A 25,913-nucleotide genomic window follows, 5' to 3' on the forward strand; every position below is an offset into this window, starting at 1 on the left:
GCGGACCTGTCGCGGCTAAAGAGGGGCAGAACGCGGCGCGCGTCCCTGCGCGCGACGGGGACATGGCCCAGCCTGGAGGGGAACACGGCTATCATCAGCACTTTGATGACGCGATAACACCGCCTCCATGCACGCTTTCCATTCTTCGATTCCCGCCCGCGCAGAAGGTTGCGCGCAAATCGCGCCGCTGGACGACTTCCTGGTCTTTGCCGCATCCGGCGCGGACGCCCTTTCCTTCCTGCACGGCCAGCTCACGCAGGACGTCACCGGCCTGCCCCAGGACGCCGCCCGCCTGGCCGGCTACTGCACCGCAAAGGGCCGCCTGCTGGCCACCCTGGTAATGTGGCGCGGCGCCCCCGGCGCTGCGGACGACGCGCCCCAGCTCTACGGCCTGGTGCGCCAGGATCTGGCCCAGGCGCTGCTCAAGCGCCTGTCGATGTTCGTGCTGCGCGCCAAGGCCAAGCTCGCCGCCACGCCGCTGCACGTGGCGGGCGTCACGGCCTCGGTCGCGGACCTGGCTGCACTGGAAGCCGCCGCCGGCGCGCTGCCGCGCACGCCCTGGCAACGCGTCGACCTGCCGTCCGGCACCTGGATCGCCGCGCCGTCCGCCGACGCGCGCCTGCGCTGGTGGTGGATCGCCTCCGACGCACAACTGGAGCAGTCGGCCGCGCTGGCCGGCGCGCTGGGCCTGGCGCCCGCCGCGCAATGGCACGCCGCCGACCTGGCCGCGGGCATCCCGTGGATCACCGCGGCCACGCAGGACGTCTTCATCCCGCAGACGGTCAACCTGGATCTGATCCAGGGCGTCAGCTTCACCAAGGGCTGTTATCCGGGCCAGGAAGTGGTGGCGCGCAGCCACTATCGCGGCACGGTCAAGCGCCGCATGGCCTACGGCACCATCGCCGACGCCGCCGTCCAGGACCAGGCGCTGGCCGGCGTGGACGTCTACGACGCCACCCAGCCCGGCGAACCCACCGGCCGGATCGTGGACGCGGCCGGCGCACAAGGCGTCGTCTCGGTGCTGTTCGAAACCACGCTGGCGGCGCTGCCCGAAGGCGACCTGCGCCTGGGCGCCGCGGACGGCCCGCGCATTTCGGCCGTTGCGCTGCCCTACTCCATCACGCCGTAAAACCAGGGGCCGCCGAGCCGGCGCCTGAGCCCGCCCGGTTACCCCGGGCCGGATGCGCTCAGGCCGGCCTTTGCCCTTACACCGCCACGCCGAACAGCGCGCCCACGCCCGCCGTCGCCGCCATCGCCAAGCCGCCCAGGATTGTCACCCGCAACGCGGCCGGCCCCTTGGGCGCGCCGCCCGCGCCCGCGGCCAGGGCGCCCAGGCCGGCCAGACAGGCGACCGATGCGCCGATGACCCAGACAATCAATTGCGGCAAGGGCGCCGTCGCCGCCACGGCCAGCGGCAAGGCCGCGCCGCCCGCAAACGATGCGGCGGACGCCACGGCGGCCTGCACCGGACGGGCACGGTTATGCATGGAGATGCCCAGTTCGTCGCGGGCATGCGCGTCGAGCGCATCGTGGCTGGTCAATTGCCGCGCGACCTGCTCGGCCAGCTCGCGGGTCAAGCCGCGCGCCACGTAGATGTCGATGAGCTCGGCCAGTTCCTCGTTGGAATTGCGCTTGAGCGAGCGCTGTTCCATGCGCAGGTCGGCGGCCTCGGTGTCGGCCTGCGACCGCACCGACACGTACTCGCCCGCCGCCATCGACAAGGCCCCGGCCACCAACCCGGCCACGCCCGAGGTCAGGATGGCGCCATGCGTGGCCTGGGCCGCCGCCACGCCGGTAATCAGGCTGGCGGTGGACACGATGCCGTCGTTGGCGCCCAGCACGGCCGCGCGCAGCCAGTTGCTGCGGAAAATCCGATGATGTTCTTTTGGAGGCATTGCCAGAAACCCATGCACCGCGCGATGAACGCGCTGCGGATCCGGCTACCAAGGACCCGCAGCGCGCAGGATTCAGCGCGGCGTCACGCGCACCGCGGTAAGCAAGCCTATCACGCAAAGCGTGGCCTGCTCGCCGTCGTAGGCATGCACCTCGACCTGGCAGACGGACAGGCGCTTGCCAGGCTTGACCACGCGGCCGCTGGCCACATAGCGGCTGCCCTTGGCGGGCGCCAGGAAGTTCATCTTGAACTCCGAGGTCAGCACGTCCTCGCCCGGCGCGAACAAGGTGTAGGCGGCATAGCCGCCGGCGCTGTCGGCGATGGTCGTGGAAATGCCCGCATGCAGAAAGCCGTTCTGCTGGCACAGGTCGGCGCGGTAAGGCAGCACGATGTCCACCCGGCCCGGCTCGACCACGGCCAGCTCCGCGCCCAGCAAAGTCATGATGCTTTGCCGGGCGAAGCTCTCCTGGACCCTTGCGGCCGGGTCCCGCTGCGCTTGCAATGGCGCCATGTCAGTCCTGCTCGCGCTTGACCAGGTTGACGATGCTGGAGAAGTCCAGCTTGCCCGAACCGCCCGAACTATGCAGCGAATACAGGTTGCGCGCCAGCTCGCCCAGCGGAATCGAGGCCCGCGCCGACAAGGCGGCCTCGGCCGCCAGGCCCAGGTCCTTCAGCATCAGGTCCACGCCAAAACCGCCCGCATAGCCCTTGGAGGCCGGCGCATGCTCCATCACGCCGGGCCAGGGGTTGTAGAGCTCCGTCGCCCAGTTGCGCCCGGAGCTCTTGGCGATGATGTCCGACAGCACCTTGGGATCGAGCCCGTTGGCCACGCCCAGCGCCAGCGCTTCGGAGGTGCCCGCCATCAGGATGCCCAACAGCATGTTGTTGCAGATCTTGGCCACCTGGCCGGCGCCGGCCGGACCGGCATGAAAGATGTTCTTGCCCATCTTTTCCAGGACGGGACGGGCGCGCTCCAGCGCGGCAGCCTGGCCGCCGACGATGAAGGTCAGCGTGCCCGCGACAGCGCCGCCGGTGCCGCCCGAAACCGGCGCGTCGATCATGGCGATGCCGCGCACGTCCGCCGCCTGCGCCACCTTGCGCGCCGAGTCCGGCGCGATGGTGCTGCATTCGATGACCAGCGCGCTCGACGGGATCTTGCCCAGCAGGTCCTCGCCCAGGTACAGCCCTTCGACGTGTTTGCTGGCGGGCAGCATCGAGATCACCACCTCGGCGCCCTTGACCGCTTCCGAGGCGGACGCGGCGGCCCGGGCGCCAGCGTCCGTCAGGGTCTTCACCGCTGCCGGCACCAGGTCGAAAACCGTCACGCTATGTCCGGCCTTGACCAGATTCAATGCCATGGGCCCGCCCATATTGCCCAAACCGATAAACGCGATGCTGCTCATGATGTCTTGTCTCCTGTTGCTATAGCTATAGGTGTGAAATCATCGTGTACTGCGTTGCTTCGCCGGCAGGCGGCGGCCGATACGCCGCCGCGCGGCGCCTAGCGCCCTTCCTGCCCCAGATCCGCCAGCGGATGGGGCTCGCCCTCGGGCCAGGGCTCGTCAAAGAATTTCTGCACCCAGGCGTCGGTCGCCATATCGATGACGGCGGGATTCCAGCGTGGTTTCTTGTCCTTGTCGATCAGCAAGGCGCGAATGCCTTCGGCGAAATCGCCATGGCCGGTGCAGGCCAGCGCCGCGATGTACTCGGCGCGGAACACGTCGTCCAGCGAACGCAGGCGCAGCCGCTGCTGCAGCGCGAACGACAGGCGCACCGATCCGGGCGAGCCGGCCAGCATCGTCTGCGCCGCGCGCGCCAGCCACGGATCCTCGTGGTCCTTCAGCGCGGCCAGTTCTTCGTAGATGTCGTCCAGGCGGTTGCCGTTGCACAGGCTGTTGATCAGGAACGAGTGCTGGCGCAGATGACCGGGCGCAAGCGGCGTCTTGGGCTCCAGCGCCGTCAGCGCGCGGCGCAGCAGGCCATCGTTGATCGAGCGCGGGGGGATGGCGTCCTCCGCCGCGTCCGCGGCCTGGCCCGCCCAGGGCTGCTGTTCCAGCGACGCCAGCAGCTTGGGCCAATCGGCGTGGTCCAGGCGGAAATCCGCCAGGCCGGCGAAAATGGCGTCCGACGTGCCCAGCTGCGCGCCGGTCAGCGCCAGAAACAGTCCGATCCGGCCGGACATGCGGTTCAGCAGCCAGCTGCCGCCCACGTCCGGGAACAGGCCGATCGTGACCTCCGGCATCGCCAGGCGGGAGGTCTCGCTGACCACCCGGTGGCTGGCGCCCATCATCAGGCCGATGCCGCCGCCCATGACGATGCCATGGCCCCAGCACAGCACCGGCTTGGGATAGGTGTGGATACGGTAGTCCAGGCGGTACTCGTGCTCGAAGAAACGGCGCGCGTAGGCGTTGTTCCAGCCCGGTTTGCCGGCGTTTTCAGTCATGCTGCGGTACAGGCCGTGCAGGTCTCCGCCCGCGCAGAATGCCTTGTCGCCCGCGCCCTGCAGGACCACCAGGGCCACGCCGGGATCGCGTGCCCAGGCGTCCAGGCGCTCGGCCAGCAGGTCCACCATTTCCAGCGACAGGCCGTTCAGGGTCTGCGGCGAATTCAACGTCGCGATCCCGAACCGTACTCCATTGGCAGCGGTTTTTTCTTCGAACAGCACCGGTGCATTCATCTTATGTCGGCTCCTTTTTCCAACAATTGGCGGGCGATGATCACGCGCATGATCTCGTTGGTCCCTTCCAGAATCTGATGAACGCGAGTATCGCGCACCAGACGCTCCAAGGGATAGTCCCGCAGGTATCCGTAGCCGCCGTGGATCTGCTGCGCGTCCAGGCAAATCTGGAAACCCATGTCGGTGGCGAAGCGCTTGGCCATGGCGCAATAGGTCGCCGCGTCCGGCGCCCCCGCATCCAGCTTGCAGGCCGCCAGGCGCACCATCTGGCGCGCCGCCACCAGGTGCGTCGCCATGTCGGCCAGCTTGAATTGCAGGGCCTGGAACTCGGCCAGGCGGCGGTTGAACTGGCGCCGTTCGTCCATGTAGCGCCGGGCAGCGTCCAGCGCGCCCTGCGCCGCGCCCACCGAGCAGGTGCCGATGTTGATGCGTCCGCCGTCCAGGCCCTTCATGGCGATCTTGAAGCCCTCGCCCTCCTGGCCCAGCATGTTGGCGGCAGGCACCCGCACGTTCTCGAAGGTGATGGGGCGCGTGGACTGGCTGTTCCAGCCCATCTTCTCTTCCTTGCGGCCGTAGCCTATGCCCTCGCTGTCGGCCGGAATGGCGAACGCGCTGATGCCGCCCGCGCCCTCGCCGCCGGTGCGCGCCATGACGATCAGCAGGTCCGTGTCGCCGCCGCCGGAAATGAAGGCCTTGGCGCCGTTGACGATGTAATCATCGCCCTGGCGCTGCGCCCGGGTCGACAGCGATGCGGCATCCGAGCCCGCGCCCGGCTCGGTCAGGCAGTAGGAGGCCAGCTTCTGGCCGCTGGCCAGCAACGGCCCCCAGGCCTCGCGCAGCGCGGGCTGGCCCCAGTTGCCGACCATCCAGGTGGCCATGTTGTGGATCGTGAGGAAAGCCGTGGTCGACGGGTCCACCGCCGCCATTTCCTCGAACACCAGGGTGGCGTCCAGGCGCGGCAGGCCCAGGCCGCCGATGTCCTCGCTGGCGTAAATGGCGCAAAACCCCATCTCGCCCGCCCGCGCGAAGGCTTCGCGCGGGAAGATGCCTTCGGCGTCCCAGCGCGCGGCGTTGGGCGCCAGTTCGCCCTCGGCGTAGTCGCGCGCCGCCTGCGCAAAAGCGCGTTGCTCGTCGGTCAGTTCCAAGTCCACAGCCTGTCTCCTGTTGTACTGAGTATTGTCTGTTGGCGTTGCTGCCGTCTCGTGAACGCCAGCCCGTCGATTTTGACATGACGTTGACGTAAACGTAAATGCGTGACGATGCCTATGTTACGCCCGAAGCGGCGGCGGAATTTGTCCTATTCGCGACATTGTGCGGGGCGTCGGCCGCCCCGGCGGCACTTCGCTACAGCAGCCCGGCCGGGCGAATCCTGCCATTCTTCGCCGTCTTGGCGCGGCGGTGCTCGGCACGCCGGCGCCGCGATTCCTTGGGATCGAAACTCAGGCCGCGGTAGATTTCCACGCGGTCGCCGTCGGCCAGCCTGGCCTGCGGCTCGGTGGCGCGGCCGAAAATGCCCACGCCGCGGGTCCAGGGCTGCACCACCGGAAAGGCTTGGGCGAAGCCGCTGGCCGCCAGCGCGTCGGCCACGGTGGCGCCGTCGGGCAGGCGCAATTCACGCAGCCAGACATGGCCCGGCAAGGCATAGCAGACGCTGACGCCGATCTGCGGCCCCGCGGACGGCTCATTCGCCATACTTGGCCTGCGCGCGCTTGGTGAAGGAATCGATGAAGCTGGTGGCGATGCGGTTGAACACCGGCCCCACCACCATTTCCAGCGCCCGGTTGGAAAACGCGTACTCCATGGTGAACAGGACCTTGCAGGCATCCTCGGCCAGCGGCTGGAACTCCCAGTGCCCCACCAGGCTGGAGAACGGGCCGTCGACCAGCTCCAGGTCGATCCGGTCGGGATAGACATGGGTGTTGCGAGTGGTGAAGCGTTGCTTCATGCCCGCGAAGCTGATCAGGATGGAGGCCTGCATGCCGTGCTCGTCGCGGGTCTGCACCTCGGCGCCGCCGCACCAGGGCATGAACTCGGGGTACTTCTCCACGTCGGCGACCAGATCGAACATCTGGGCGGCGCTGTAAGGCACCAGGACGGATCGTTGTACTTTGTGCATCGACTATCGCAAATGGCTAGAATGGCACGATTTTACCGGCACAACACGACCTGGGGCCAGAATCCGCCTAGCCATGGCGCGCGGCACCCAGGCACAAGGGCTTTATGAGCATTATCGACAATCGCAAGGCCACGCACGACTATTTCATCGAAGACCGCTACGAGGCCGGCCTGGTGCTGCAAGGCTGGGAGGTCAAGGCGATCCGCGATGGCCGCGTGCAGCTCAAGGAAAGCTACGTCATCGTGCGCGACGGCGAGCTCTACCTGCTGGGCATGCACGTCAGCCCCCTGCCCACGGCCTCCACCCATATCCACCCCGACGCCATGCGCACGCGCAAGCTGCTGCTCAAGGCCGAGGAAATCAGCAAGCTCATCGGCAAGGTCGAGCAACGCGGCTATACGCTGGTGCCGCTCAACCTGCACTACAAGAACGGGCGCATCAAGCTGGACTTCGCACTGGGCCGCGGCAAGAAGCTGTTCGACAAGCGCGACACCGCGCGCGAAAAGGACTGGCAGCGTGAGAAAGAGCGCATCATGAAGCACGACACCCGCGCCCCGCGCAAGGACAAGGACGACTGATTCAGGCGGCCTCGGGCAGCGCCTGGCGGTCGGACTCCTGCCCCGGGCCCGTGATGCGGTTGCGCCCCGCCGCCTTGGACGCGTACAGCTTGCGGTCGGCCCGCTCGAAAAACGCCTGCAGGCTCTCTCCGGGCATCCAGTCCGCCACCCCGGCGCTGAACGTATAGGAAATGGTGCTACCGCCGTGCGCACAGGGCGTGCGCCGCACCGAATCCAGCAGCCGCTCTGCCACATCCAACACCGCGTCGCTGCGCATGTCTGGAAACAGCACCGCGAACTCCTCGCCGCCCACGCGCCCGACGTGGTCGCCGGTGCGCAGCGTGGCGGTGGCCAGCAGACCGAAATGCCGCAGCACCGCGTCGCCGGCCGCGTGGCCGTGGGTATCGTTGATGCGCTTGAAATGATCGATGTCCAGCAACAGCAGCGTCAGCGGCCGCCGCGTGCGCAGGGCCTGCGCGCAATAGCGCTCGGCCTGCAGCCACCATGCCTTGCGCGACATCAGGCCCGTCAGGAAGTCGGTGCTGGCCTCCTGCTCGCGGTCGGCCAGCATGCGGTCGTGGATGATCATGATGGTGCCCAGGGTCAGGCATGGCATCGTCAGCACGCCCAGCGTCATGAACGCGATGTTCCATGCCGAAGGCAGCAGCAGGGCCTGCGCGATGGCGATGTCGAACATGTAGACGATGGCCCGCGTTGCGCACACCAGCGCGGAGATCAGGGCCACCACGCGCACGAAGTGGTAGCTGTAGCGCGACCGGTTCATCGGCATGCCGCGCTTGACCGTCATGGCGATGGCCACCATGAACCCGAACATCAGCCAGGACATGACCACCATGCGCGGCCCGACCAGGGGATCGACGTAGGTGTAGAACGCCAGCGCCAGCAAGGTCATGCCGCAAGCCAGCGCCATCAGGCGCTTGGGTACTGTCAGGCCCACCAGCCGGCGCAACCCCGTGTAGTACGCGCATAGCGCCAGGGCAACGGCGGTATTGGCGGCCATCACCGATATCCACAGCGGCGCCTCGGTGACCTGCAAGGCATAGAGCCCGAACGCCGCCAGCGTCAGCAGGTTGGCGCGGATCGCCTCCTTGATGCCCGCCATGCCGCTGCGGGCCAGGGACCCCAGCACGCACAGCGCAAGCACTCCCGCCAATGCCGCTATCAGAAGCAAGTTAACGGGAGCGATCATCGTCAGGCGCCGCCGGGCGCGGTTATCAGCTGTTGCGGGTGGACTTCACTATCGTCATGGCGGACGCGATCATGCCGCCCACGTCCGCCAGGTTCGCCGGCAGGATCAGCGTGTTGCCTTCCTTGGCGACGTTGCCGAAAGCCTCGACGTAGCGCTCGGCCACCTTCAAGTTGACGGCTTCCATGCCGCCCGGCTGGCGCACGGCGTCGGCCACTTGGGTGATGGCCTTGGCGGTGGCCTCGGCGATCGCCAGCACCGCGGCGGCCTCGCCCTGCGCCTGGTTGATCTGCGCCTGCTTCTCGCCTTCGGAACGAGCGATGGCGGCTTCGCGCTCGCCGGTGGCGATGTTGATCTGTTCCTGGCGGCGACCTTCGGAGGCCGCGATCAGGGCGCGCTTTTCACGCTCGGCGGTGATCTGCGCCTGCATCGAACGCAGGATCTCGTTGGGCGGGGTCAAGTCCTTGATCTCGTAGCGCAGCACCTTCACGCCCCAATTCAGCGCCGCCTCGTCCAGCGAAGCGACGATGTTGCTGTTGATGGAGTCGCGCTCTTCGAAGGTGCGGTCCAGTTCCATCTTGCCGATGACCGAACGCAGGGTCGTCTGCGCCAGCTGCGTGATGGCCGAGATGTAGTTCGACGACCCATACGACGCGCGCATGGGATCGGTCACCTGGAAGTACAGCACGCCGTCGACCTGCAGCTGCGTGTTGTCGCGCGTGATGCAGACCTGGCTGGGCACGTCCAGCGGGATTTCCTTGAGCGAGTGCTTGTACGACACGCGCTCGATGAACGGGATGACGAAGCCCGCGCCGGGCGACAGCACCCGATCGAATTTGCCCAGCCGCTCGACCACCCAGGCGTGCTGCTGAGGCACGATGGCGATCGCTTTGATGACTATCAGTATCGCCAGCGCGACGATGACGAGCAGGACGATGGTGGATGTATCGATCATCATGATTCGGAGCCTCTCCTTCTGGTAAGTACATATGCGGAAACCGTCCAGACCTTGCGGACGTCCGCAGCCGGCCCCGCCCGCGGCGGGCCGGCCTTGCTCAGGCCAAGCCGGGTGCGCCCTTGGGGGCCAGCACCAGGATCGAGCCGCGCATTTCAATGATGGTTTGTTCTCCGGCCACCGGCGCCTGGCCCTGGGCCAGCTCCGCCTGCCAGTGCGCGCCGCGGTACCAGACGCGCGCGGTGCCCTGGTCGGACCAGGCCTCGACCGACACCGTCTGGCCGATATCCAGGTTGACGTCGGCATTGCGGGCGGAATCGACCTCGCGCTTTTTCAGCACGCGGGTCTTGCGCAGCACCAGCAGGCCCAGCAGCAACACGATGCCGCAGCCCACCAACTGCCACTCCAGGCCCGCGCCGAACCATGCGGCCACGCCCCCGGCCGCCAGCCCCAAGGCCACCAGCAGCAGATAGAAAGTGCCAGTCGCCAATTCCCCGATCAGGGCCAGCGCGGCCAATCCCAGCCAAATCCACATAGTCTTTGTTCGCCCGAAAGGATGAGTATCTGAGCGGAATTGTACGTATTTCCGGGACGGAACGGAAAAGCGGCTTTCATCATGGATCGGAGCGCTGGATTATGATGTGCGCTGGCGGTGGATCTCCCCCTGGAACCCGGCGCCCGCATCCTCTACGCACAAGCCCCCAATGACCGCTGCAATACCCTCCGCTCTCCCCGTCCTGATCCTGCACACCGGCGATCCGGACGACACGCTCAAAAGCCAGTTCGGCGGCTATGCCGAACAACTCGCGCAGGCCGCCGGCCTGACCGCCGAAACCATGGAAATCGTGCCCGTCCACGAGGGCAAGCGGCCGCAGGCCCCCGCCCGCTATCGCGCCGCGCTGATCACGGGTTCGCCCGCCATGGTGACCGACAAGGAGCCCTGGAGCGAGGACACTGCCGCCTGGCTGCGCGAAGCCGCCGCGGCCGGCCTGCCCATGTTCGGCGTGTGCTACGGCCATCAACTGCTGGCCTACGCGCTGGGCGGCAAGGTGGGATACAACCCCGCCGGGCGCGAGGTAGGCACCCAGACCGTGGAACTGCTGCCGCCCGCGGCGGGCGACAAGCTGCTGGCCGGACTGCCGTCCACCTTCCCCGCCCAGATGCTGCATGCGCAGACCGTGCTGCAACTGCCGCCTGGCGCTGCGGTGCTGGCGCGCTCGGACCTGGACGAACACCAGATGATCCGCATCGGCCTCAACGTGTTCTCGACCCAGTTCCACCCTGAATTCGGCCCCGACTTCATCCGCGCCCACCTGGAACGCTTCGGCCGCCGCTATGCGGCTGAAAACCTGGACGTCCCCGGCCTGTCCGCCAACGTCCGCGCCACGCCCGTGGCAGGCGGCCTGCTGCGGCGCTTTCTGGACGCCTACGCGCCCGCGTAGCACCTGGCGCGGCCGCCGCGCAACATACGGAGTGCGGCGGCGGCAGGCTTTTGAGACGATGGGTCCAAGCGCGTGAATCCATGCGCAACAGGAGCTTTTTCATGAACCAAGCCGCCGCCCTGAGCAAACAGCACGCCGCCGCCGTCGAACGCGCCTGCCGCGCCCTGGAAGCCGAGCAGCCGCCGGATCTGTCCACCCTGGCCGAGCAGGCCGGCATGAGCCGCTTCCATTTCCACCGCGTCTTCAAGGCGGCCACCGGCATCACCCCCAAGGCCTACGCCGACGCCCTGCGCGCAGGCCGTGCCCGCCAACAGCTCAAGCGGAGCGCCAGCGTCACCGACGCCATGTACGACGCCGGCTTCAACTCCAGCGGCCGCTTCTACGAAGCCGCCCCGGCCATCCTGGGCATGACGCCCACCGCCTTTCGCAAGAGTGGCGAGGGCGTGGATATCCGCTTCGCGGTGGCGCAATGCTCCCTGGGCGCGCTGCTGGTGGCGGCCAGCGACACCGGCATCTGCGAAATCGCGCTGCACGAAGACCCTGAACAACTGGTGCGCAACCTGCAGGACCGCTTCAAGGCCGCCCGCCTGATCGGCGCGGACGCGCAGTTCGAAGGCTGGGTGGCGGCCGTGGTGGGCTTCGTCGAAGACCCTGCCCGCGGCCTGGACCTGCCCTTGGACGTGCGCGGCACGGCCTTCCAGCGCCAGGTATGGCAAGCCCTGCGCGAGATCCCCGTGGGCGCAACCGCCACCTACACCGACATCGCCGAACGCATCGGTTCGCCGCGGGCCGTGCGCGCCGTGGCCCGCGCCTGCGCCACCAACAACATCGCGCTGGCCATCCCCTGCCACCGCGTGGTCCGCACCGACGGCTCGCTGGCCGGCTACCGCTGGGGCATAGACCGCAAGCGCGAATTGATCGCGCGCGAAGCGCTGGCGGCATAGCGGGCAGTGCCAGGCATACGCGCCGCCCGCCCATAAAAAAACCCCGCGCCTTCTCAGGCGCGGGGTTTTCACATCGGTAGTCCGATCAGTTCTTGGCCAGGCGCTGCCACGTATCCACAACGGTGTCCGGGTTGAGCGACATCGACAGGATGCCCTCGTCCTTCAGCCATTGCGCAAAGTCCGGATGGTCGCTGGGGCCTTGGCCGCAGATGCCCACGTACTTGTTGGCGGCCAAGCAAGCCTTGATCGCGCGGCGCAGCATGAACTTCACGGCCTCGTCGCGTTCGTCGAAGTCGGCGGCCAGCAGCTCCATGCCCGAATCGCGGTCCAGGCCCAGCGTCAGCTGGGTCATGTCGTTCGAACCGATCGAGAAGCCGTCGAAGTACTGCAGGAACTCGTCGGCCAGGATGGCGTTGGACGGCACTTCGCACATCATGATCAGCTTCAGGCCATTTTCGCCGCGGGCCAGGCCGTGCTTGGCCAGCAGGTTGACGACCTTTTCCGCCTGGCCCACGGTACGCACGAACGGCACCATGATCTCGACGTTGGTCAGGCCCATTTCATCGCGCACCTTCTTCAGCGCTTCGCATTCCATGCGGAAGCACTCGGCGAAGTCTTCGGCGATGTAGCGCGACGCGCCGCGGAAGCCCAGCATGGGGTTCTCTTCCTCGGGCTCGTAGCGCGAACCGCCGACCAGCTTGCGGTACTCGTTGGACTTGAAGTCCGACATGCGCACGATGACGGGCTTGGGATAGAAGGCCGCAGCGATGGTGGCCACGCCTTCGGCCATCTTCTCGACGAAGAACGCGCGCGGGCTGGCATGGCCGCGGGCTGCCGATTCCACGGCCTTCTTCAGTTCGCCGTCGACGTTCGGGTAGTCCAGCACCGCCTTCGGGTGGATGCCGATGTTGTTGTTGATGATGAATTCCAGGCGCGCCAAGCCCACGCCGCCGTTCGGAATCTGGGCGAAGTCGAACGCCAGCTGCGGGTTGCCCACGTTCATCATGATCTTCAGATCGAGGGGGGGCATGTCGCCACGGCGCACTTCTTCCACTTCGGTCTCGATCAGGCCATCATAGATGCGGCCTTCGTCGCCTTCAGCGCAAGACACGGTCACCGCCTGGCCTTGCTTCAGCAGGTCGGTGGCGTTGCCGCAACCCACGACAGCCGGGATGCCCAGTTCGCGCGCGATGATCGCCGCGTGGCAGGTACGGCCGCCGCGGTTCGTGACGATGGCGGACGCCCGCTTCATCACGGGTTCCCAGTTGGGGTCCGTCATGTCGGTGACCAGCACGTCGCCAGGCTGGACCTGGTCCATGTCGGAGATGTCGCCGACCACGCGCACGGGGCCCGCGCCGATCTTCTGGCCGATCGCGCGGCCGGTGATCAGGACCTGGCCGGTGGCCTTCAGGCGGTAGCGCTGCTGCACGTCGTTGACGCCCTGCTGCGACTTCACGGTTTCCGGGCGCGCCTGCAGGATGTAGATCTTGCCGTCGACGCCGTCGCGGCCCCACTCGATGTCCATCGGGCGCTGGTAGTGCTTCTCGATGATGACGGCATAGCGGGCCAGCTCGTTGACCTCGTCGTCCGTCAACGAATAACGGTTGCGCTCTGACACCGGCACGTCGACCGTGCGCACGGCGCGGCCTTCGGGGCGCTCGGGATCGAACTCCATCTTGATCAGCTTGGAGCCGATGCGGCGGCCGACGATCGGGTAGTGACCCTGGGCCAGCGTCGGCTTGAAGACGTAGAACTCGTCGGGATTGACCGCGCCCTGCACCACGGTTTCGCCCAGGCCGTAGGACGAGGTGATGAACACCACGTCCTGGAAGCCCGATTCGGTGTCGATGGTGAACATGACGCCGGCGCTGCCCTTGTCGGAACGCACCATGCGCTGGATGCCGGCCGACAGCGCGACGTCGGCGTGGGCATAGCCCTTGTGCACGCGATAGGAAATGGCGCGGTCGTTGTACAGCGACGCGAAGACGTGGCGGATCTTGTCCAGCACGTCTTCGATGCCGACGACGTTCAGGAAGGTTTCCTGCTGGCCTGCGAACGAGGCGTCGGGCAGGTCTTCGGCAGTGGCGGAGGAACGTACGGCGAACGAGCCCTTGCCGTCAGCGTCGAGCTTGGAGAAGGCGGTGCGGATCTGCGATTCGAACTCGGACGAGAACGGCGCGTCGACGATCCATTGACGGATCTGCGAACCGGCGTTGGCCAGTTCGCGCACGTCTTCGGGGTTCAGCGTGGTCAGGCGTTCAGCAATGCGCTTGTCCAGGCCGGAGGCCTTGAGGAAGTCGCGGAAGGCGTCAGCGGTCGTGGCAAAGCCGCCCGGCACGCGGACTCCCGCGCCAGACAGCTGGCTGATCATTTCGCCTAGTGATGCGTTCTTGCCTCCTACCGAGTCCACATCCGTCATGCGGAGCTGCTCGAACAAAACAACGTACGACATTGAAGTCACCTTTTACAATGGAATGAAAGCGAGTTTGGTCAATGCATCAGGAAGCTGGATCACAGCCGGATCACAGCCCCAATTTACGCGCTGACCAAACTGGCCTTGGACCGCCCTTGGGGTGACTTATAGGGGCCTGATTGTACTCGGTGGAGTACGTCCGGCCATCTGCCTGGTTGGAATTTTTTACACATGACATCTACCCCGATCGTACGCACGGTATACATCGTTTCCGACAGTACCGGCATCACCGCAGAAACCTTCAGCCAGTCAGTGCTTTCGCAGTTTGAAGAGGTCGATTTCAAGCCTGTCCGCCTGCCCTTTGTCGACACGCTGGAAAAGGCGGCGGAAGTGGCCATGCGGATCGACCGCAGCGCCCTGGAGGCGGGCGTCCCCCCGATCGTCTTCAGCACCCTGGTCAACCCCGATATCCTGGCACGCGTTCGCCAGGCGAACGGAATTTTCCTGGACCTGTTCGGCACCTTCGTCAGCCATATCGAACAGGCGCTGGGCCTGAAGTCCAGCCATTCCATCGGCCGCTCGCACATGCAGGCCAATTCGGAAAAGTACCGCAACCGCATCGACGCCATCAATTTCAGCCTGGCGCATGATGACGGCCAGTTCGTGAACCAGCTGGATCAGGCGGACGTGATCCTGGTCGGGGTGTCCCGCTGCGGCAAGACGCCCACCAGCCTGTACCTGGCCATGCAATACGCCATCAAGGCGGCCAATTTCCCCCTGACGCCGGACGATTTCGAGCGCGGCACCCTGCCCTCGACCATCGCCCCGCATCGCGGCAAGCTGTTCGGCCTGTCGATCCAGCCCGAACGCCTGGCCGAAGTCCGCAACGAGCGCCGCCCCAACAGCCGCTACGCGCAGCTGGAGCAATGCCGCTACGAAGTGGCCGAGGCCGAACGGATGATGCGCCGCGAGGGCATTTCCTGGCTGTCCAGCACCACCAAATCGATCGAGGAGATCGCCACGACGGTGTTGCAGGAAGTGGGCCTGGACCGGGGCTGAAAACGACAGGGCGCGCCAATGGCGCGCCCTTTTACAAGACATGGTCCAGATCAGGGGCGCAGTTTGACGCGTTCGCGCGACCCGGCGCCCCAGTATTGCAGCGGCCCCATTTCCTGTTGGGCGGCCGCCTCCGACTCTTCCAGGCGCATTTCCTGGCGACCCATGTTGGACGAATTGCCGCTCACGCCTTCGATGCTCAACCGCACGTAGCGGGTCTGGCCCGGGGCCAGCGTGAACGACAGTTTTTCGTCGTCGCGCAAAGTGTCGACCACGTACTGGCCGGCGGGCCGGTTCACATAGAAGAAACTGCCCGGCTTGGAACGGCCGACCTTCAGGCCGTTCACGCGCAGGTACGGCTGGGCCGACACCACGCCAACCGGCGCCGGCGGCTGGTAGAAGTAGATGCGACCCGTTTCCGGCACCATCATGGGAATGGAGCTGGCGACCTCCTTGTACCGAGGACCGCCGCAACCCGCCAACAAGGCCGCGCCCAGCACGGCGGCCGCCACCATCTTGAACCTGCGCTTCATTCCGTCTTCTCCGATTTGCCCGCTTCGCAGGCCGTCAGCTCGATGGCCCGACGCGAGCAGGTATGTAGATAAAACCAAAACCTACATATTGGAGTTTTATTCATAGCGCAGCGGCTCGCGGTCGCGATGCCCCGCGCCCCAATAACGCAGGTCCTTCATGGCCTGCACGGCTTCGTCAGCGGAGGCCTCCAGCCGCAGGACCTGCCGGCCGCCCGCGACATCCACGCGCACGTATCGGGTCTGTCCGGCGGCCAGCGGGACCTTGAGCGCGTCCTTGCGCTCCTTGCGGTCGGTGGCGGTAATGACTTCCACTTCGCCTGGCGCGCGGTCCACGAAGAAGAAGCGGCCGGATTTGGAACGTCCGACCTTGCGGTCATCGACCAGGATCGCGGGCTGCGCGACTTTGTCGCCGTTGGGCGTCACGGGCTGGTAGAAGTAGATCCGGCCTTCGGCAGCTTCCAGCGCCGGAATGCGGTCCGCCACGTCGCCATACCGGGGGCCGGCACAAGCAGCAAGCAACACGGCCGCGCCCAGCGCGGCAAGACTCGATTTGATCCCGCTTTTCATGTCCCGTCCTTGATCCGGTCCCGCCGCGCCGCGCGGCTCAAGGCCGCCTCGCTCGGGAAAACGGGGCAGTATAAACAGGGGACGGTGCCTTCAATCGGCGGAAAAACGGCGAAAGGCAGGGCTGCTTGACGTTCAGCCCGGTTTGCTGCGCAAGGCTTGGCGCCGCTGCTCGAAGAGGCAGATCGCGGCTGCGGCGCCCACATTGAGCGATTCCACCGCCGCCATGTCGTGCGGAATGCGCACCTTGAGGCGCGCGGCGGCAAGCAGCTCCGCGGCCACGCCCTGGCCTTCGTGGCCGAACACCCAGGCGCAGCGTTGCGGCAGCACGCCTTCGTACAGGTCGCGCGCGCCATCCAGCGCGGTCGCCACCAGCGGCACCTGCAGCCTGGGCAGCAAGGCGGCCAGATCCACATGTTCATGGATGGCGAGGGCGAAATGAGCGCCCTGGCCGCTGCGCAGCACTTTGGGAGACCAGGCCGCGGCCGTGCCCGTGGCCAGGAAGACGCGCTTCACGCCCGCCGCCGCGCAGGTGCGCAGCAGCGTGCCGACATTGCCAGGATCCTGGATGCGGTCGAACAGCACGCAGTTCTCGTCCATGGCTTGCGGCAGGTCCGGCGCCGGCGGGGTCACCAGAAACGCCACGCCCTGCCCGCTTTCGACCGCCGCCAGGGACTGCATCAGCCGCGCGTCCAGGGCCAGGCAGTCGCGGTCCGGCACAGCCGCCGCCAGCGCCGCAATGTCGGGCTGGGACAACCGTTCCACGTCGAAAATCGCCTGATCCGGCGCGCCGTGGTGCTGCAGCCAGGCTTGGCACAAATGCACGCCGTCCAGCAGCACCGGCGCGCCGCGCTTGCCCGCCGTGCCCGCCAGCTTGGCCAGCGCCTTGACCGCGGGGTTGTCGCGAGAACTGATGTGCTTCATGAATTCAGGCCGAAGGCCTTGATGGGTGCGAAGCTGCGCCGGTGTTCGGCGCAGGGGCCGTGCTCGCGCAGCATCTCCAGATGCAGCGGCGTGCCATAGCCCTTGTGCTGGTCGAAGGCGTATTGGGGATACAGGGCATGCAGGCGCAGCAGATCCGCGTCGCGCGCCGTCTTGGCGAGGATGGAGGCCGCGGAAATCGCGGGCACCAGGGCATCGCCCTTGATGACGGTCTGCACCGTGCAGCCGAGCTTGGGAGCCTGATTGCCGTCCACCAGCGCCAACTGTGGCCTGGTGGACAAGCCCTGCACCGCGCGCTGCATCGCCAGCATCGTGGCGCGCAGGATGTTCATGCTGTCGATCTCGGCCACGCTGGCACTGGCGATGCACCAGGCCAGCGCGAACTCCTGGATTTCAAGCGCCAGCGCCTCGCGCGTGGCAGCCTTGAGCACCTTGGAATCCGCCAGGCCGCCTATGGGCCGGGCCGGATCCAGGATTACGGCCGCGGCGTAGACCGCGCCCGCCAGCGGGCCACGGCCCGCCTCGTCCACGCCCGCCGTGACCATGGCGGGCTGCTCGGGAGCCACGAACAGGTCAGGCTGCTCCACCGGCCACCTCCAGGATCGCCTGTGCGGCCAGCGCGGGCGTATCGCGCAGCAATTCCTGATGCAGGGCGGTAAAGCGGGCCTCGATGCGCGCCCTGCCCGCGTCGTCGGTCAGCGACGTCCAGGTCGCCTCGGCAAGCTTCTCGGGCGTCGCATCGTCCTGCAGCAGCTCCGGCACGGCAAAATCGCGCAGCAGCACGTTCGGCAAGCCTACCCAGGGCAGATAGGGGCGTTGCTGGCCGGACTTCCAGGCCATGATGCGGCGCATCCAGGGCGACAGCACGTAGGAAATGACCATGGGCCGCTTGTACAGCGCCGTTTCCAGCGTGGCGGTGCCGCTGGCCACCAGCACGGCCGTGGCCGCCTCCATGACGGACCAGGCCACGGGCGCCTGGCGTTCTCCGCCCTCGCCGTGCAGATCATTCGCGGTGACGCAGCGCAGCCCCGGCACCGGATACTGGGCCAGAATGGCCTGGAACTCCGCGCGCCGCTGGTCGTTGACCATGGGAACGACGCATTGCAGGGCCGGATCCTTCTTCTGCAGTATCTGCGCGGCTTGCAGGAAGCGCGGCGCCAGCAGACGGATTTCGGAGGAGCGGCTACCCGGCAGGATCGCCAGCACGCGCGCATTCTGGTCTATGCCCAGGCGCTCGCGCGCCGCGGCGCGGTCCGGCTGCATGGGCACGGCGCCAGCCAACGGATGGCCCACGTAAGTGACGGGTATGCCTTCCTTGCGGTAGATCTCTTCCTCGAACGGGAACAGCACCAGCATGTGCGACACGGATTCGCGGATCTTGTGGATGCGCTCGTAGCGCCAGGCCCAGATCGACGGCCCGACGAAATGCACCGTGGGCGTGCCCGCCTGGCGCAGCTGATGCTCCAGCCGCAGGTTGAAGTCGGGCGCGTCGATGCCGACGAAGACGGCGGGCGGCTCCGCCAGCCAGCGCCGCTTCACGTCGCGATAGGTGCCGAGCAGGCTGGGCAGGCGTTTCAGCGCGTCGACATAGCCGAACACCGTCAAGGCGTGCATGGGATGCCAGGTGTCAAAGTCGCGGGCCTGCATCTGCGGCCCCCCGATACCCTCGCAGCGAATGCCGGCGTCGCGCGCTTGCAGACCGGCAATGATGCGTCCGGCCAGCAGGTCGCCCGAAGGCTCGCCGGCCACCATGCCGATCCGAGTGCTCATGGGCGGATGATGCCGCGGCTTGCGACGTCCAGGAAGTCGAGCAGGGTCTGCAGGTGCGGGGCGACCTCGGGCTCCGCATCCAGGCGGGCGCGCAGTTCTGCCCGCGCCGCGTCCAGGGACAGGCCACGGCGGTAGATGATCTTGTAGGCGTCGCGCAGCGCCGAAATGTCGGCGGGCGTGAAGCCGCGGCGCTTGAGGCCTTCGACGTTGACGCCCACAGGACGGCAGGGATTGCCCGCGGCCAGCACGAACGGCGGCGTGTCCTGCATGAGGGAGCTATTGCCGCCCGTCATGCTGTGCGCGCCGATGCGCGAGAACTGGTGCACGCCGGTCAGGCCGCCCACGATGGCCCAATCGCCGACGTGGACGTGGCCGCCCAGCTGCACCGAGTTGGCCAGGATGGTGTGGTTGCCGATGTGGCAATCATGTGCGACGTGCACGTACGCCATGATCCAGTTGTCGTCGGCAATCGTCGTGGCCCCGCCGTCCTGCACGGTGCCCGTGTTGAGCGTGACGAATTCCCGGAACGTGTTGCGGTCACCGATCTCCAGGCGGGTAGGCTCACCCTGGTACTTCTTGTCCTGGGGCATGCCGCCGACCGAGCAATAGCGGTAGAAGCGGTTGTCGCGCCCGATGGTCGTCACCCCGTCCACCATGCAGTACGGGCCGATCTCGGTGCCCGCGCCGATGGTCACATCGGGACCGATGGTCGCGAACGGACCCACGACGACAGTCGGGTCGAGCTTTGCCGCCGGATCAACGACGGCGGTGGGGTGAATGTTTCCTGCCATTTACTCTTCCAGGCTGCGAATCGCGCACATCAGCTTGGCCGAGGCGACTTCCTGGCCGTCCACTGTCGCGCGCGCTTGGTACTTACAGATGCTGCGGCTCAGGCGCTCGGCTTCGACCTCGATACGCAGTTGGTCGCCCGGGACCACGGGGCGGCGGAAACGCGCGCCGTCGATGCCGACCAGGTAATACGCGGTCTTGGAACCTTCGCACTTCAGGCCGCCGTTCTCGTCGGTGAACGAGAACAGGGCGGAGGCCTGAGCCATGGCTTCCACGATGAGCACGCCCGGCATCACCGGGTGGTGCGGGAAATGGCCGTTGAAAAACGGTTCATTGATCGAGACGTTCTTGATGGCCACGATGGACTTGCCAGGCACCATTTCGACGACGCGGTCAATCAGCAGCATCGGATAACGATGCGGCAGCCTCTCCATGATCCCCTTGATGTCGAGTTCCATTTTTCTATGCTTTCCTGCGAAGTAAAGTAATCGTGCGGCGCGGACGCGCCAGGGGCGGCAGTGCGCCGCCCTAGTCTTTTTCCAGCGTCCGCACGCGCCGGCGCAATTGCGCCAACTGTTGTATCACGGCGGCGTTGCGCTGCCATTCGCCATGTTCCGCGTACGGGAAGACCCCGGTATAGCGGCCAGGCTTCGAAATGCTGGAGGTCACCGCGGTGCCGCCGGAAACATGCACATCGTCGCCCAGCGTGAGGTGGCCGGACAGCATGGCCGCGCCGCCTATGGTGCAGCGCTCGCCGATGGTGGTCGAGCCAGCCACGCCGACGCAGGCCGCAATCGCGGTATGCGCGCCGATCCGGCAGTTATGCGCGACCATGATCTGGTTGTCCAGTTTCACGCCATCGGCCAGGACGGTGTCTTCCAGCGCGCCGCGATCGACGGTGGTGTTGGCGCCGATTTCGACGTCGTCACCAATGGTCACGCCGCCGAGCTGGGGAATCTTGCCCCAGGCGCCCTTGCCCAGCGTGGGATCGGGCGCAAAGCCGAAGCCATCCGCGCCCAGCACGGCGCCGCTATGGATGATCGCGCGCGCGCCCACCTTGACCCCGTCATACAGGGTGACATGGGCGTACAGGCGGCTGCCGGGTCCGACGGACGAGCCCGCGCCTATGACGCAGCCGGGTCCGAGCACGGTATCGCGGCCGATGCGGGCGCCGGATTCGACGACGCAATTCGGGCCGATGCGCACGCCCTCTTCGATGATGGCGTCAGCGGCGACCACCGCGGAAGGATGCGTGGACGCGGGCAGCGCGGGACGCCTGGCGGCGTCGAACCATTGCGCCACACGGGCATAGAGCAGATAGGGATGCTGACAGACGACCAGCGCGAACGGCGGCCGGGCATTGCCTTCCGCTTCCAGAACCTGGGCCACGTCGGGCGAGACGATGACCGCCCCTGCCTGCGTGGCGCCTAGCTGGCTCTGGTAGCGGGGGTTGGCCAGGAAAGCGATTTCCTGCCGACCCGCCGATGACAGGGTTCCAATGCCGCAGACCCGCATGGGGTCCGCACCGGGAACCGCGCTGATACGCCAGTCCATTCCCTGGGTGTTGGCGGCGCTCAACAGTGTTTCCAGCGTTGGCGCGCGGGCAAGATCCAGTAAAACCGGCATGGCGTGACGGGTGCTGCTTACTTGCCCAGGCTCTGGATCACCTTGTCGGTGATGTCGATGCGCGGGTTGACGGTCACGGCGTCCTGAATGATCAGGTCGTAGTTTTCCTGTTCGGCGATGCGCTTGATGGCGTCATTGGCCTTCGTCACGATGCCCGAGAACTCTTCGTTGCGGCGGCGATTGAAGTCTTCCTGGAACTCGCGGCGCTTGCGCTGCAGGTCGGTATCCAGGTTGGACAGTTCGCGCTGGCGCTTGACGCGATCGGACTCCGACAGAACGGGAGCGTCCTTGTCGAACTTCTCGGCTTGCGAACGCAGGCTGTTGTTCAGGCGCTGGAGTTCGTCGTCGCGCTTCTTGAATTCGGCTTCGATCTTGCTTTGCGCCGCCTTGGCCGGGGTCGACTCGCGCAGGATCCGCTCGGTATTGACGAAACCGATCTTCGTGCCTTGAGCCTGCGCGGGAATCGCCGCAGCCGAACCGAGTATGAGCGCACCTACCAGGGCAATGGAGCCGCCCAGTTTGCCGCGGCGCTTGGCGCGCAGCGAATTCGAGGTTTTAAGTGCGGAATCAGACATCATGAAAATCTCACCTTCCAGTAAGGCAAAGCCAAAGTGTGTATTGTGCCACTAAACAGCAAGGGAGCCGGCCGTACGCCCTTCCCCCTTGTTTTCAAGCGTAACGGCGTGCTTAGAAACCGGTCCCGATCTGGAACTGGAAGCTCTGCTTGTCGTCGCCCGACTTCGAATTGAGCGGACGGGCATAAGACAACTGCAGCGGTCCCATCGGCGACTGCCACGACAGGCCGATACCCGCCGAGAACCTCCAGCCGCACGGATCCTCGACCTCGCTGCCGGGCTTGCCGCCGGTGCAGCTCTGGCCGCTGCCGGCCGAAACCTGGCCCGCGTCCGAGAAAATGAACCAGCGCAGCGTGCGGTCCTTCGACGCGCCCGGGAACGGCAGATAGAGCTGCGCGTTGGCGATGACGCGCCGCGTGCCGCCCAGGTAGTCGCCGGTCTTCGTATCGCGCGGACCCAAGGACGAGCCCTCGTAGCCGCGCACCGTGCCGATACCGCCGGCATAGACGTTCTTGATGATCGGGTAGTCCTTGCTGCCGTAGCTCTGACCCCAGTCGACCATGCCGTTCAAGGCCAGGGTATAGGAGCCGCCCAGCGGCACGAAGTACTGCTGCTGTGCCGTCAGCATCGTGTACTGCAGATCGATGGTCGACACGTCGGCCTTCAGGCGGGTATACCCGCCCTTGGTCGGCGCCAGGCCGCTGTCGCGCGTGTCCTTGGTCCAACCGGTGGTGAAGATCACCGAGTTGGTCGCGTCGCCGTAGTCCCTGACGAACTTCTCGTAGGCCGCCGGCGAGTTGTTGAACAGATCGATCTGGTTACGTTCGATGTTCGCGCCCAGCATGATCCGGTCATATTCCGAGATCGGCACGCCGAAGTTCATGCCCAGGCCCATGGCCTTGACGCGGTAGTCGCCGTCGTTGTTGTTCCAGGGCTCGGTCACGCGATAGTAGGCGGACGTGGTACGGCTGATGCCGTCCTTGGTCCAGTACGGATCGGTGTGCGACAGCACCACGGCGCGGTTGGTCTTGCTGGTGTTCAGCTGCAGGGTCAGGTTGGTGCCGCTGCCGAAGACGTTGTCTTCGCTGATGCCGGCCGACAGAATGGCCTTTTCGGACGAGCCGTAACCCACGCCCAGGTTGATCATGCCGGTGGGCTTTTCCTTGACGTCCACGTTGACGTCGACCTGGTCCGGGGAGCCCGGAACTGGATCGGTCTTGACGTTCACGTCGCTGAAATAGCCCAGGCGGTCAACGCGGTCGCGCGAGGTCTTGATGTCCTTGGCGTCGTACCAGGCAGCTTCCTGCTGGCGCATTTCGCGGCGCACGACTTCGTCGCGCGTGCGGGTATTGCCGCCGATCTGGATGCGGCGCACGTACACGCGGCGGCTGGGATCGACGTAGAACGTCAGGTCGGCCTCATGCTTGGCGCGGTCCAGCTGCGGGTTGGGGTTGACGTTGGCAAACGCGTAGCCCAGTTCGCCCAGATAGTCGGTGATGGCCTTGGCCGAGCCGTTGGCCTTGGCGGCGGAGAACGTCTCTTCCGGCTTGATTTCCAGCAGTGCGCCGATTTCCTTGTCCAGGCCCAGCAGATTGCCGGCCAGCTTCACGCTGCGCACCTTGTAGGGCTCGCCTTCGTGCACGGTAATCGTGATGCGGATGTCCTTGCGGTCCGGCGAAATCGTGACTTGGGGCGGCTCGACCGAGAACTCGAGGTAGCCGCGGTCCAGGTAGAACGAGCGCAGGCGCTCCAGGTCGCCTTCGAGCTTTTCGCGCGAGTACTTGTCGGTATCGGTGTACCAGGTCAGCCAGCCCGGCGTGGTCAGCTTGAATTCGTCGAGCAGATCGCTTTCCGAAAAAGCCTTGTTGCCCACGAAGCGGATTTCCTGGATGCGCGCGACCGAGCCTTCGAACACGTCGAAGCTCACGCCCACGCGGTTGCGCGGCAGCGGGGTCACGGTGGAAGTCACTTCGATGCCGTACTTGCCCTTGGACAGGTACTGCTGCTTCAGTTCGTATTCGGCGCGCTCGAGCATGGAGCGGTCGAAGATGCGGCCTTCGGCGAAGCCCACCTGCGCCAGCGACGTGGTGATGGCCTTGGAGTCGAACTCGCGCATGCCGTTGAAGTTCAGCGACGCGATCGTGGGGCGTTCCTGCACGACCACCACGACGACGTTGTTGTCCGTCTGGATCTGTACGTCAGTGAAAAAGCCAGTGCCGTACAAGCGGCGGATGGCTTCGGTCGCTTCTTCCTCGGTGAACTTCTCACCCACCTTGACGGGGAGATAGCCGAAGACGGTGCCGGCGTCAGTTCGCTGAATACCCTCTACGCGGATATCCCGCACGACAAAAGGGTCGAAGGCGTGGGCGATGGCCGGAACCAGCAGTGCGGCGATCAAACCCGGCAGTACACCCTTTTTGTGATGAAACATCCGGCGAAAAGACATCCTTGAGTATCCTCGGTCGTGCAAATGGCGGTGGATTTTATGCTAAATCGCGTTCAAGTGAACAAACGCGTGAAATCGTTGAATAGCGCAAGCCCCATCAGGCTTGCCAATAAACCTATGCCGGCGCGCTGTCCGATATCGATCCACCTTGCTGGCGGCGGGCTACCCCGCACAATTTCGACGAGATAGTACAGCAGATGGCCACCGTCCAACATGGGAATAGGCAGCAAATTTAGTACGCCCAGGCTGATGCTGATCAAGGCGATATACGCGATATACGCAACAATTCCGATTCTGGCGGTCTGGCCGGCGTAGTCCGCGATGGTCACGGGACCGCTGACATTGCGCCAGGAAACGTCGCCCGTCACCATGCGGCCCATCATGCGCAGCGAGAACCAGGCGGTGTCCCAGGTGCGCACGGCGCCCTTCCACAGGCTTTCGAACACGCCATAGCGCACGGTGACCATGGGAATGTCGCCGCCCAGTTGGACTCCCAGGCGGCCGATCACCTGGCCATTGACGGTCTCGGCGCGCGGCACGACGTTCAGGGAAATATTGGCGCCGTCGCGCGCCAGCGTAAGCGCCAGGGTCTTGCCGGCGCTTTCCTGGATCTGCCGCACCAGGGCGCCGGTGTCCGGCGTGGGCACGCCGTCCACGGCCAGGACCAGGTCGCCCGCGCGCAGGCCGGCCGCCTGCCCTTCGCCGCCGTCATTGACGACTCGCACGGCAGGCTTGGGCTGGGCCAGGCGTACGCCGGCCGCGGCCAGCGGGTCGCCGCCGGCGGGATCCATGGTGTTGGACGGCAAGACCAGTTCACGCTGCTGGACGGCCCCTGCGGGGGTCTTGACCTCGATGCGGGCGCTGCCGCCGGTCGCCATGACGTCCATCAGGCGCCAGCGCGCGTCGGACCAGGAGGCGACCTCCTCGCCATCGATGGCCAGGATGTGGTCGCCCGAGAGCAGGCCGGCGCGCGCGGCCGGCGTGCCGGCCGCGGGCTGGGCGATCACGGCCACGGGTTCCTCGGTGCCGGCCATGTTCAAGCCGGCGTACAGGAAGACCGCGAGTATCAGGTTGAAGATGGGGCCGGCCGCAACGATGGCGATGCGCTGGCCCACGGGCTTGCTGTTGAAGGCCCCGGCAATTTCCGCCGGGCTCGCGCCGGCGGGCGGATCGTCCTGCATCTTGACGTAGCCGCCCAGCGGCAGGGCCGAGACAGCCCATTCCGTGCCGTGGCGGTCGGTGCGGCGCAGGATGACCTTGCCGAACCCCACCGAGAAGCGCAGCACCTTCACGCCGCACAGGCGGGCCACCCAATAGTGCCCCAGTTCATGGAAGATGATCAGGGTGCCAAGCGCAACCGCAAAGGCCAGCAGGGTGAAAAGCATCGGGGTCGAGGAAATCTAGAAA

At 66.3% G+C, this 25,913-nt stretch carries 27 protein-coding genes; 5 read left to right on the top strand and 22 right to left on the bottom strand.

Annotated elements, in window-relative coordinates; genetic code table 11:
* The first annotated feature begins 127 nt into the window (after window positions 1–127).
* A complete protein-coding gene (gene ygfZ / locus FOC84_RS31620; protein ID WP_173149327.1) occupies window positions 128–1,129 on the top strand; it encodes a CAF17-like 4Fe-4S cluster assembly/insertion protein YgfZ in 1,002 nt (333 codons plus the stop codon).
* Window positions 1,130–1,205: 76 nt separating this feature from the next.
* Here the strand turns inward: ygfZ and FOC84_RS31625 are convergent, their stop codons facing one another.
* The 7 genes from FOC84_RS31625 to FOC84_RS31655 all read right to left on the bottom strand — a co-directional run bounded on the left by FOC84_RS31625 (window position 1,206) and on the right by FOC84_RS31655 (window position 6,687).
* Window positions 1,206–1,895, bottom strand: coding sequence for a VIT1/CCC1 transporter family protein (locus FOC84_RS31625; RefSeq protein WP_173149329.1), 690 nt, complete (start codon window positions 1,893–1,895; stop codon window positions 1,206–1,208).
* Window positions 1,896–1,967: 72 nt separating this feature from the next.
* Entirely contained in the window at window positions 1,968–2,405 is a 438-nt protein-coding gene (locus FOC84_RS31630; RefSeq protein ID WP_173149331.1) for a PaaI family thioesterase, read from the bottom strand.
* A 1-nt stretch (window position 2,406) separates the two neighbouring features.
* On the bottom strand, window positions 2,407–3,297 hold the full coding sequence (mmsB, locus tag FOC84_RS31635; protein WP_173149333.1) for a 3-hydroxyisobutyrate dehydrogenase: 891 nt from the start codon (window positions 3,295–3,297) through the stop codon (window positions 2,407–2,409).
* Between the two features lie 98 nt (window positions 3,298–3,395).
* The gene (locus FOC84_RS31640; protein WP_173149335.1) at window positions 3,396–4,571 is read right to left on the bottom strand and encodes an enoyl-CoA hydratase/isomerase family protein; all 1,176 of its coding nucleotides are present in this window, start codon (window positions 4,569–4,571) and stop codon (window positions 3,396–3,398) included.
* On the bottom strand, window positions 4,568–5,722 hold the full coding sequence (locus tag FOC84_RS31645; protein ID WP_173149337.1) for an acyl-CoA dehydrogenase family protein: 1,155 nt from the start codon (window positions 5,720–5,722) through the stop codon (window positions 4,568–4,570). Before FOC84_RS31645 ends, FOC84_RS31640 begins: the two co-directional genes overlap by 4 nt.
* A 193-nt stretch (window positions 5,723–5,915) precedes the next feature.
* Window positions 5,916–6,263 (bottom strand): RnfH family protein, encoded by a 348-nt coding sequence (locus FOC84_RS31650; RefSeq protein WP_173149339.1) that lies wholly within the window; start codon window positions 6,261–6,263, stop codon window positions 5,916–5,918.
* Window positions 6,253–6,687, bottom strand: coding sequence for a type II toxin-antitoxin system RatA family toxin (locus FOC84_RS31655; RefSeq protein ID WP_006223413.1), 435 nt, complete (start codon window positions 6,685–6,687; stop codon window positions 6,253–6,255). Before FOC84_RS31655 ends, FOC84_RS31650 begins: the two co-directional genes overlap by 11 nt.
* 104 nt (window positions 6,688–6,791) lie before the next feature.
* Between FOC84_RS31655 and smpB the strand changes: the two genes are divergently transcribed.
* Window positions 6,792–7,265 (top strand): SsrA-binding protein SmpB, encoded by a 474-nt coding sequence (gene smpB / locus FOC84_RS31660; protein WP_006223414.1) that lies wholly within the window; start codon window positions 6,792–6,794, stop codon window positions 7,263–7,265.
* A gap of 1 nt (window position 7,266) precedes the next feature.
* Here smpB and FOC84_RS31665 read toward each other — a convergent pair whose 3' ends face one another.
* The 3 genes from FOC84_RS31665 to FOC84_RS31675 form a co-directional block, all read right to left on the bottom strand.
* A complete protein-coding gene (locus FOC84_RS31665) occupies window positions 7,267–8,454 on the bottom strand; it encodes a GGDEF domain-containing protein (RefSeq protein ID WP_173149341.1) in 1,188 nt (395 codons plus the stop codon).
* Between the two features lie 25 nt (window positions 8,455–8,479).
* Entirely contained in the window at window positions 8,480–9,406 is a 927-nt protein-coding gene (locus FOC84_RS31670) for an SPFH domain-containing protein (RefSeq protein WP_041655510.1), read from the bottom strand.
* Between the two features lie 100 nt (window positions 9,407–9,506).
* Window positions 9,507–9,941, bottom strand: a complete 435-nt coding sequence (locus FOC84_RS31675; protein ID WP_088140186.1) for an NfeD family protein — start codon at window positions 9,939–9,941, stop codon at window positions 9,507–9,509.
* 169 nt (window positions 9,942–10,110) lie between these two features.
* Here FOC84_RS31675 and FOC84_RS31680 point away from each other — a divergent pair, with 169 nt between their 5' ends.
* Together FOC84_RS31680 and FOC84_RS31685 are read left to right on the top strand one after the other, a co-directional pair.
* Complete coding sequence (locus FOC84_RS31680) at window positions 10,111–10,848, top strand: glutamine amidotransferase (protein ID WP_173149343.1); 738 nt, start codon at window positions 10,111–10,113, stop codon at window positions 10,846–10,848.
* A 101-nt stretch (window positions 10,849–10,949) separates the two neighbouring features.
* Window positions 10,950–11,792, top strand: a complete 843-nt coding sequence (locus FOC84_RS31685; protein ID WP_173149345.1) for a bifunctional transcriptional activator/DNA repair enzyme AdaA — start codon at window positions 10,950–10,952, stop codon at window positions 11,790–11,792.
* A gap of 85 nt (window positions 11,793–11,877) precedes the next feature.
* Here FOC84_RS31685 and ppsA read toward each other — a convergent pair whose 3' ends face one another.
* A complete protein-coding gene (gene ppsA, locus FOC84_RS31690) occupies window positions 11,878–14,244 on the bottom strand; it encodes a phosphoenolpyruvate synthase (protein WP_173149347.1) in 2,367 nt (788 codons plus the stop codon).
* Between the two features lie 192 nt (window positions 14,245–14,436).
* Between ppsA and ppsR the strand changes: the two genes are divergently transcribed.
* Window positions 14,437–15,264: a posphoenolpyruvate synthetase regulatory kinase/phosphorylase PpsR gene (ppsR, locus tag FOC84_RS31695; RefSeq protein ID WP_173149349.1), complete on the top strand. Its 828-nt coding sequence runs from the start codon at window positions 14,437–14,439 to the stop codon at window positions 15,262–15,264.
* Between the two features lie 50 nt (window positions 15,265–15,314).
* Here ppsR and FOC84_RS31700 read toward each other — a convergent pair whose 3' ends face one another.
* The 11 genes from FOC84_RS31700 to rseP form a co-directional block, all read right to left on the bottom strand.
* On the bottom strand, window positions 15,315–15,794 hold the full coding sequence (locus tag FOC84_RS31700) for a DUF2846 domain-containing protein (RefSeq protein WP_173149351.1): 480 nt from the start codon (window positions 15,792–15,794) through the stop codon (window positions 15,315–15,317).
* A 96-nt stretch (window positions 15,795–15,890) separates the two neighbouring features.
* Window positions 15,891–16,361: a DUF2846 domain-containing protein gene (locus tag FOC84_RS31705; protein WP_173149353.1), complete on the bottom strand. Its 471-nt coding sequence runs from the start codon at window positions 16,359–16,361 to the stop codon at window positions 15,891–15,893.
* A 132-nt stretch (window positions 16,362–16,493) separates the two neighbouring features.
* The gene (locus FOC84_RS31710; RefSeq protein ID WP_173149356.1) at window positions 16,494–17,282 is read right to left on the bottom strand and encodes a TrmH family RNA methyltransferase; all 789 of its coding nucleotides are present in this window, start codon (window positions 17,280–17,282) and stop codon (window positions 16,494–16,496) included.
* Window positions 17,279–17,887, bottom strand: a complete 609-nt coding sequence (gene rnhB / locus FOC84_RS31715; RefSeq protein WP_173149358.1) for a ribonuclease HII — start codon at window positions 17,885–17,887, stop codon at window positions 17,279–17,281. The genes FOC84_RS31710 and rnhB overlap by 4 nt, the downstream gene beginning before the upstream one ends.
* Entirely contained in the window at window positions 17,874–19,070 is a 1,197-nt protein-coding gene (gene lpxB, locus FOC84_RS31720; protein ID WP_173149360.1) for a lipid-A-disaccharide synthase, read from the bottom strand. Before lpxB ends, rnhB begins: the two co-directional genes overlap by 14 nt.
* Entirely contained in the window at window positions 19,067–19,861 is a 795-nt protein-coding gene (lpxA, locus tag FOC84_RS31725; protein ID WP_173149362.1) for an acyl-ACP--UDP-N-acetylglucosamine O-acyltransferase, read from the bottom strand. Before lpxA ends, lpxB begins: the two co-directional genes overlap by 4 nt.
* A complete protein-coding gene (fabZ, locus tag FOC84_RS31730; RefSeq protein ID WP_008167730.1) occupies window positions 19,862–20,317 on the bottom strand; it encodes a 3-hydroxyacyl-ACP dehydratase FabZ in 456 nt (151 codons plus the stop codon).
* 70 nt (window positions 20,318–20,387) lie between these two features.
* Window positions 20,388–21,485, bottom strand: coding sequence for a UDP-3-O-(3-hydroxymyristoyl)glucosamine N-acyltransferase (gene lpxD, locus FOC84_RS31735; RefSeq protein ID WP_173149364.1), 1,098 nt, complete (start codon window positions 21,483–21,485; stop codon window positions 20,388–20,390).
* Window positions 21,486–21,502: 17 nt separating this feature from the next.
* Complete coding sequence (locus tag FOC84_RS31740; RefSeq protein WP_173149366.1) at window positions 21,503–22,063, bottom strand: OmpH family outer membrane protein; 561 nt, start codon at window positions 22,061–22,063, stop codon at window positions 21,503–21,505.
* Between the two features lie 109 nt (window positions 22,064–22,172).
* Window positions 22,173–24,506: an outer membrane protein assembly factor BamA gene (bamA, locus tag FOC84_RS31745; protein ID WP_173149368.1), complete on the bottom strand. Its 2,334-nt coding sequence runs from the start codon at window positions 24,504–24,506 to the stop codon at window positions 22,173–22,175.
* A gap of 53 nt (window positions 24,507–24,559) precedes the next feature.
* Window positions 24,560–25,891 (bottom strand): RIP metalloprotease RseP, encoded by a 1,332-nt coding sequence (rseP, locus tag FOC84_RS31750; protein ID WP_173149370.1) that lies wholly within the window; start codon window positions 25,889–25,891, stop codon window positions 24,560–24,562.
* Window positions 25,892–25,913: the final 22 nt, after the last annotated feature.

The organism is Achromobacter pestifer (assembly GCF_013267355.1).
GTDB classification, from domain to species: domain Bacteria; phylum Pseudomonadota; class Gammaproteobacteria; order Burkholderiales; family Burkholderiaceae_B; genus Achromobacter; species Achromobacter pestifer_A.

What these genes read in the sequence shown, in the direction of transcription:
- ppsR (WP_173149349.1), top strand. Translation starts at nt 14,437, where the DNA reads ATGACATCTACCCCGATCGTACGCACGGTATACATCGTTTCCGACAGT.
- FOC84_RS31685 (WP_173149345.1), top strand. Translation starts at nt 10,950, where the DNA reads ATGAACCAAGCCGCCGCCCTGAGCAAACAGCACGCCGCCGCCGTCGAA.
- rseP (WP_173149370.1), bottom strand. Translation starts at nt 25,891, where the DNA reads ATGCTTTTCACCCTGCTGGCCTTTGCGGTTGCGCTTGGCACCCTGATC.
- FOC84_RS31640 (WP_173149335.1), bottom strand. Translation starts at nt 4,571, where the DNA reads ATGAATGCACCGGTGCTGTTCGAAGAAAAAACCGCTGCCAATGGAGTA.
- FOC84_RS31630 (WP_173149331.1), bottom strand. Translation starts at nt 2,405, where the DNA reads ATGGCGCCATTGCAAGCGCAGCGGGACCCGGCCGCAAGGGTCCAGGAG.
- FOC84_RS31740 (WP_173149366.1), bottom strand. Translation starts at nt 22,063, where the DNA reads ATGATGTCTGATTCCGCACTTAAAACCTCGAATTCGCTGCGCGCCAAG.
- FOC84_RS31670 (WP_041655510.1), bottom strand. Translation starts at nt 9,406, where the DNA reads ATGATCGATACATCCACCATCGTCCTGCTCGTCATCGTCGCGCTGGCG.
- lpxA (WP_173149362.1), bottom strand. Translation starts at nt 19,861, where the DNA reads ATGGCAGGAAACATTCACCCCACCGCCGTCGTTGATCCGGCGGCAAAG.
- ygfZ (WP_173149327.1), top strand. Translation starts at nt 128, where the DNA reads ATGCACGCTTTCCATTCTTCGATTCCCGCCCGCGCAGAAGGTTGCGCG.
- mmsB (WP_173149333.1), bottom strand. Translation starts at nt 3,297, where the DNA reads ATGAGCAGCATCGCGTTTATCGGTTTGGGCAATATGGGCGGGCCCATG.
- lpxD (WP_173149364.1), bottom strand. Translation starts at nt 21,485, where the DNA reads ATGCCGGTTTTACTGGATCTTGCCCGCGCGCCAACGCTGGAAACACTG.
- fabZ (WP_008167730.1), bottom strand. Translation starts at nt 20,317, where the DNA reads ATGGAACTCGACATCAAGGGGATCATGGAGAGGCTGCCGCATCGTTAT.
- lpxB (WP_173149360.1), bottom strand. Translation starts at nt 19,070, where the DNA reads ATGAGCACTCGGATCGGCATGGTGGCCGGCGAGCCTTCGGGCGACCTG.
- FOC84_RS31710 (WP_173149356.1), bottom strand. Translation starts at nt 17,282, where the DNA reads ATGAAGCACATCAGTTCTCGCGACAACCCCGCGGTCAAGGCGCTGGCC.
- FOC84_RS31700 (WP_173149351.1), bottom strand. Translation starts at nt 15,794, where the DNA reads ATGAAGCGCAGGTTCAAGATGGTGGCGGCCGCCGTGCTGGGCGCGGCC.
- ppsA (WP_173149347.1), bottom strand. Translation starts at nt 14,244, where the DNA reads ATGTCGTACGTTGTTTTGTTCGAGCAGCTCCGCATGACGGATGTGGAC.
- bamA (WP_173149368.1), bottom strand. Translation starts at nt 24,506, where the DNA reads ATGTCTTTTCGCCGGATGTTTCATCACAAAAAGGGTGTACTGCCGGGT.
- FOC84_RS31675 (WP_088140186.1), bottom strand. Translation starts at nt 9,941, where the DNA reads ATGTGGATTTGGCTGGGATTGGCCGCGCTGGCCCTGATCGGGGAATTG.
- FOC84_RS31680 (WP_173149343.1), top strand. Translation starts at nt 10,111, where the DNA reads ATGACCGCTGCAATACCCTCCGCTCTCCCCGTCCTGATCCTGCACACC.
- FOC84_RS31665 (WP_173149341.1), bottom strand. Translation starts at nt 8,454, where the DNA reads ATGATCGCTCCCGTTAACTTGCTTCTGATAGCGGCATTGGCGGGAGTG.
- FOC84_RS31625 (WP_173149329.1), bottom strand. Translation starts at nt 1,895, where the DNA reads ATGCCTCCAAAAGAACATCATCGGATTTTCCGCAGCAACTGGCTGCGC.
- FOC84_RS31705 (WP_173149353.1), bottom strand. Translation starts at nt 16,361, where the DNA reads ATGAAAAGCGGGATCAAATCGAGTCTTGCCGCGCTGGGCGCGGCCGTG.
- FOC84_RS31655 (WP_006223413.1), bottom strand. Translation starts at nt 6,687, where the DNA reads ATGCACAAAGTACAACGATCCGTCCTGGTGCCTTACAGCGCCGCCCAG.
- FOC84_RS31650 (WP_173149339.1), bottom strand. Translation starts at nt 6,263, where the DNA reads ATGGCGAATGAGCCGTCCGCGGGGCCGCAGATCGGCGTCAGCGTCTGC.
- smpB (WP_006223414.1), top strand. Translation starts at nt 6,792, where the DNA reads ATGAGCATTATCGACAATCGCAAGGCCACGCACGACTATTTCATCGAA.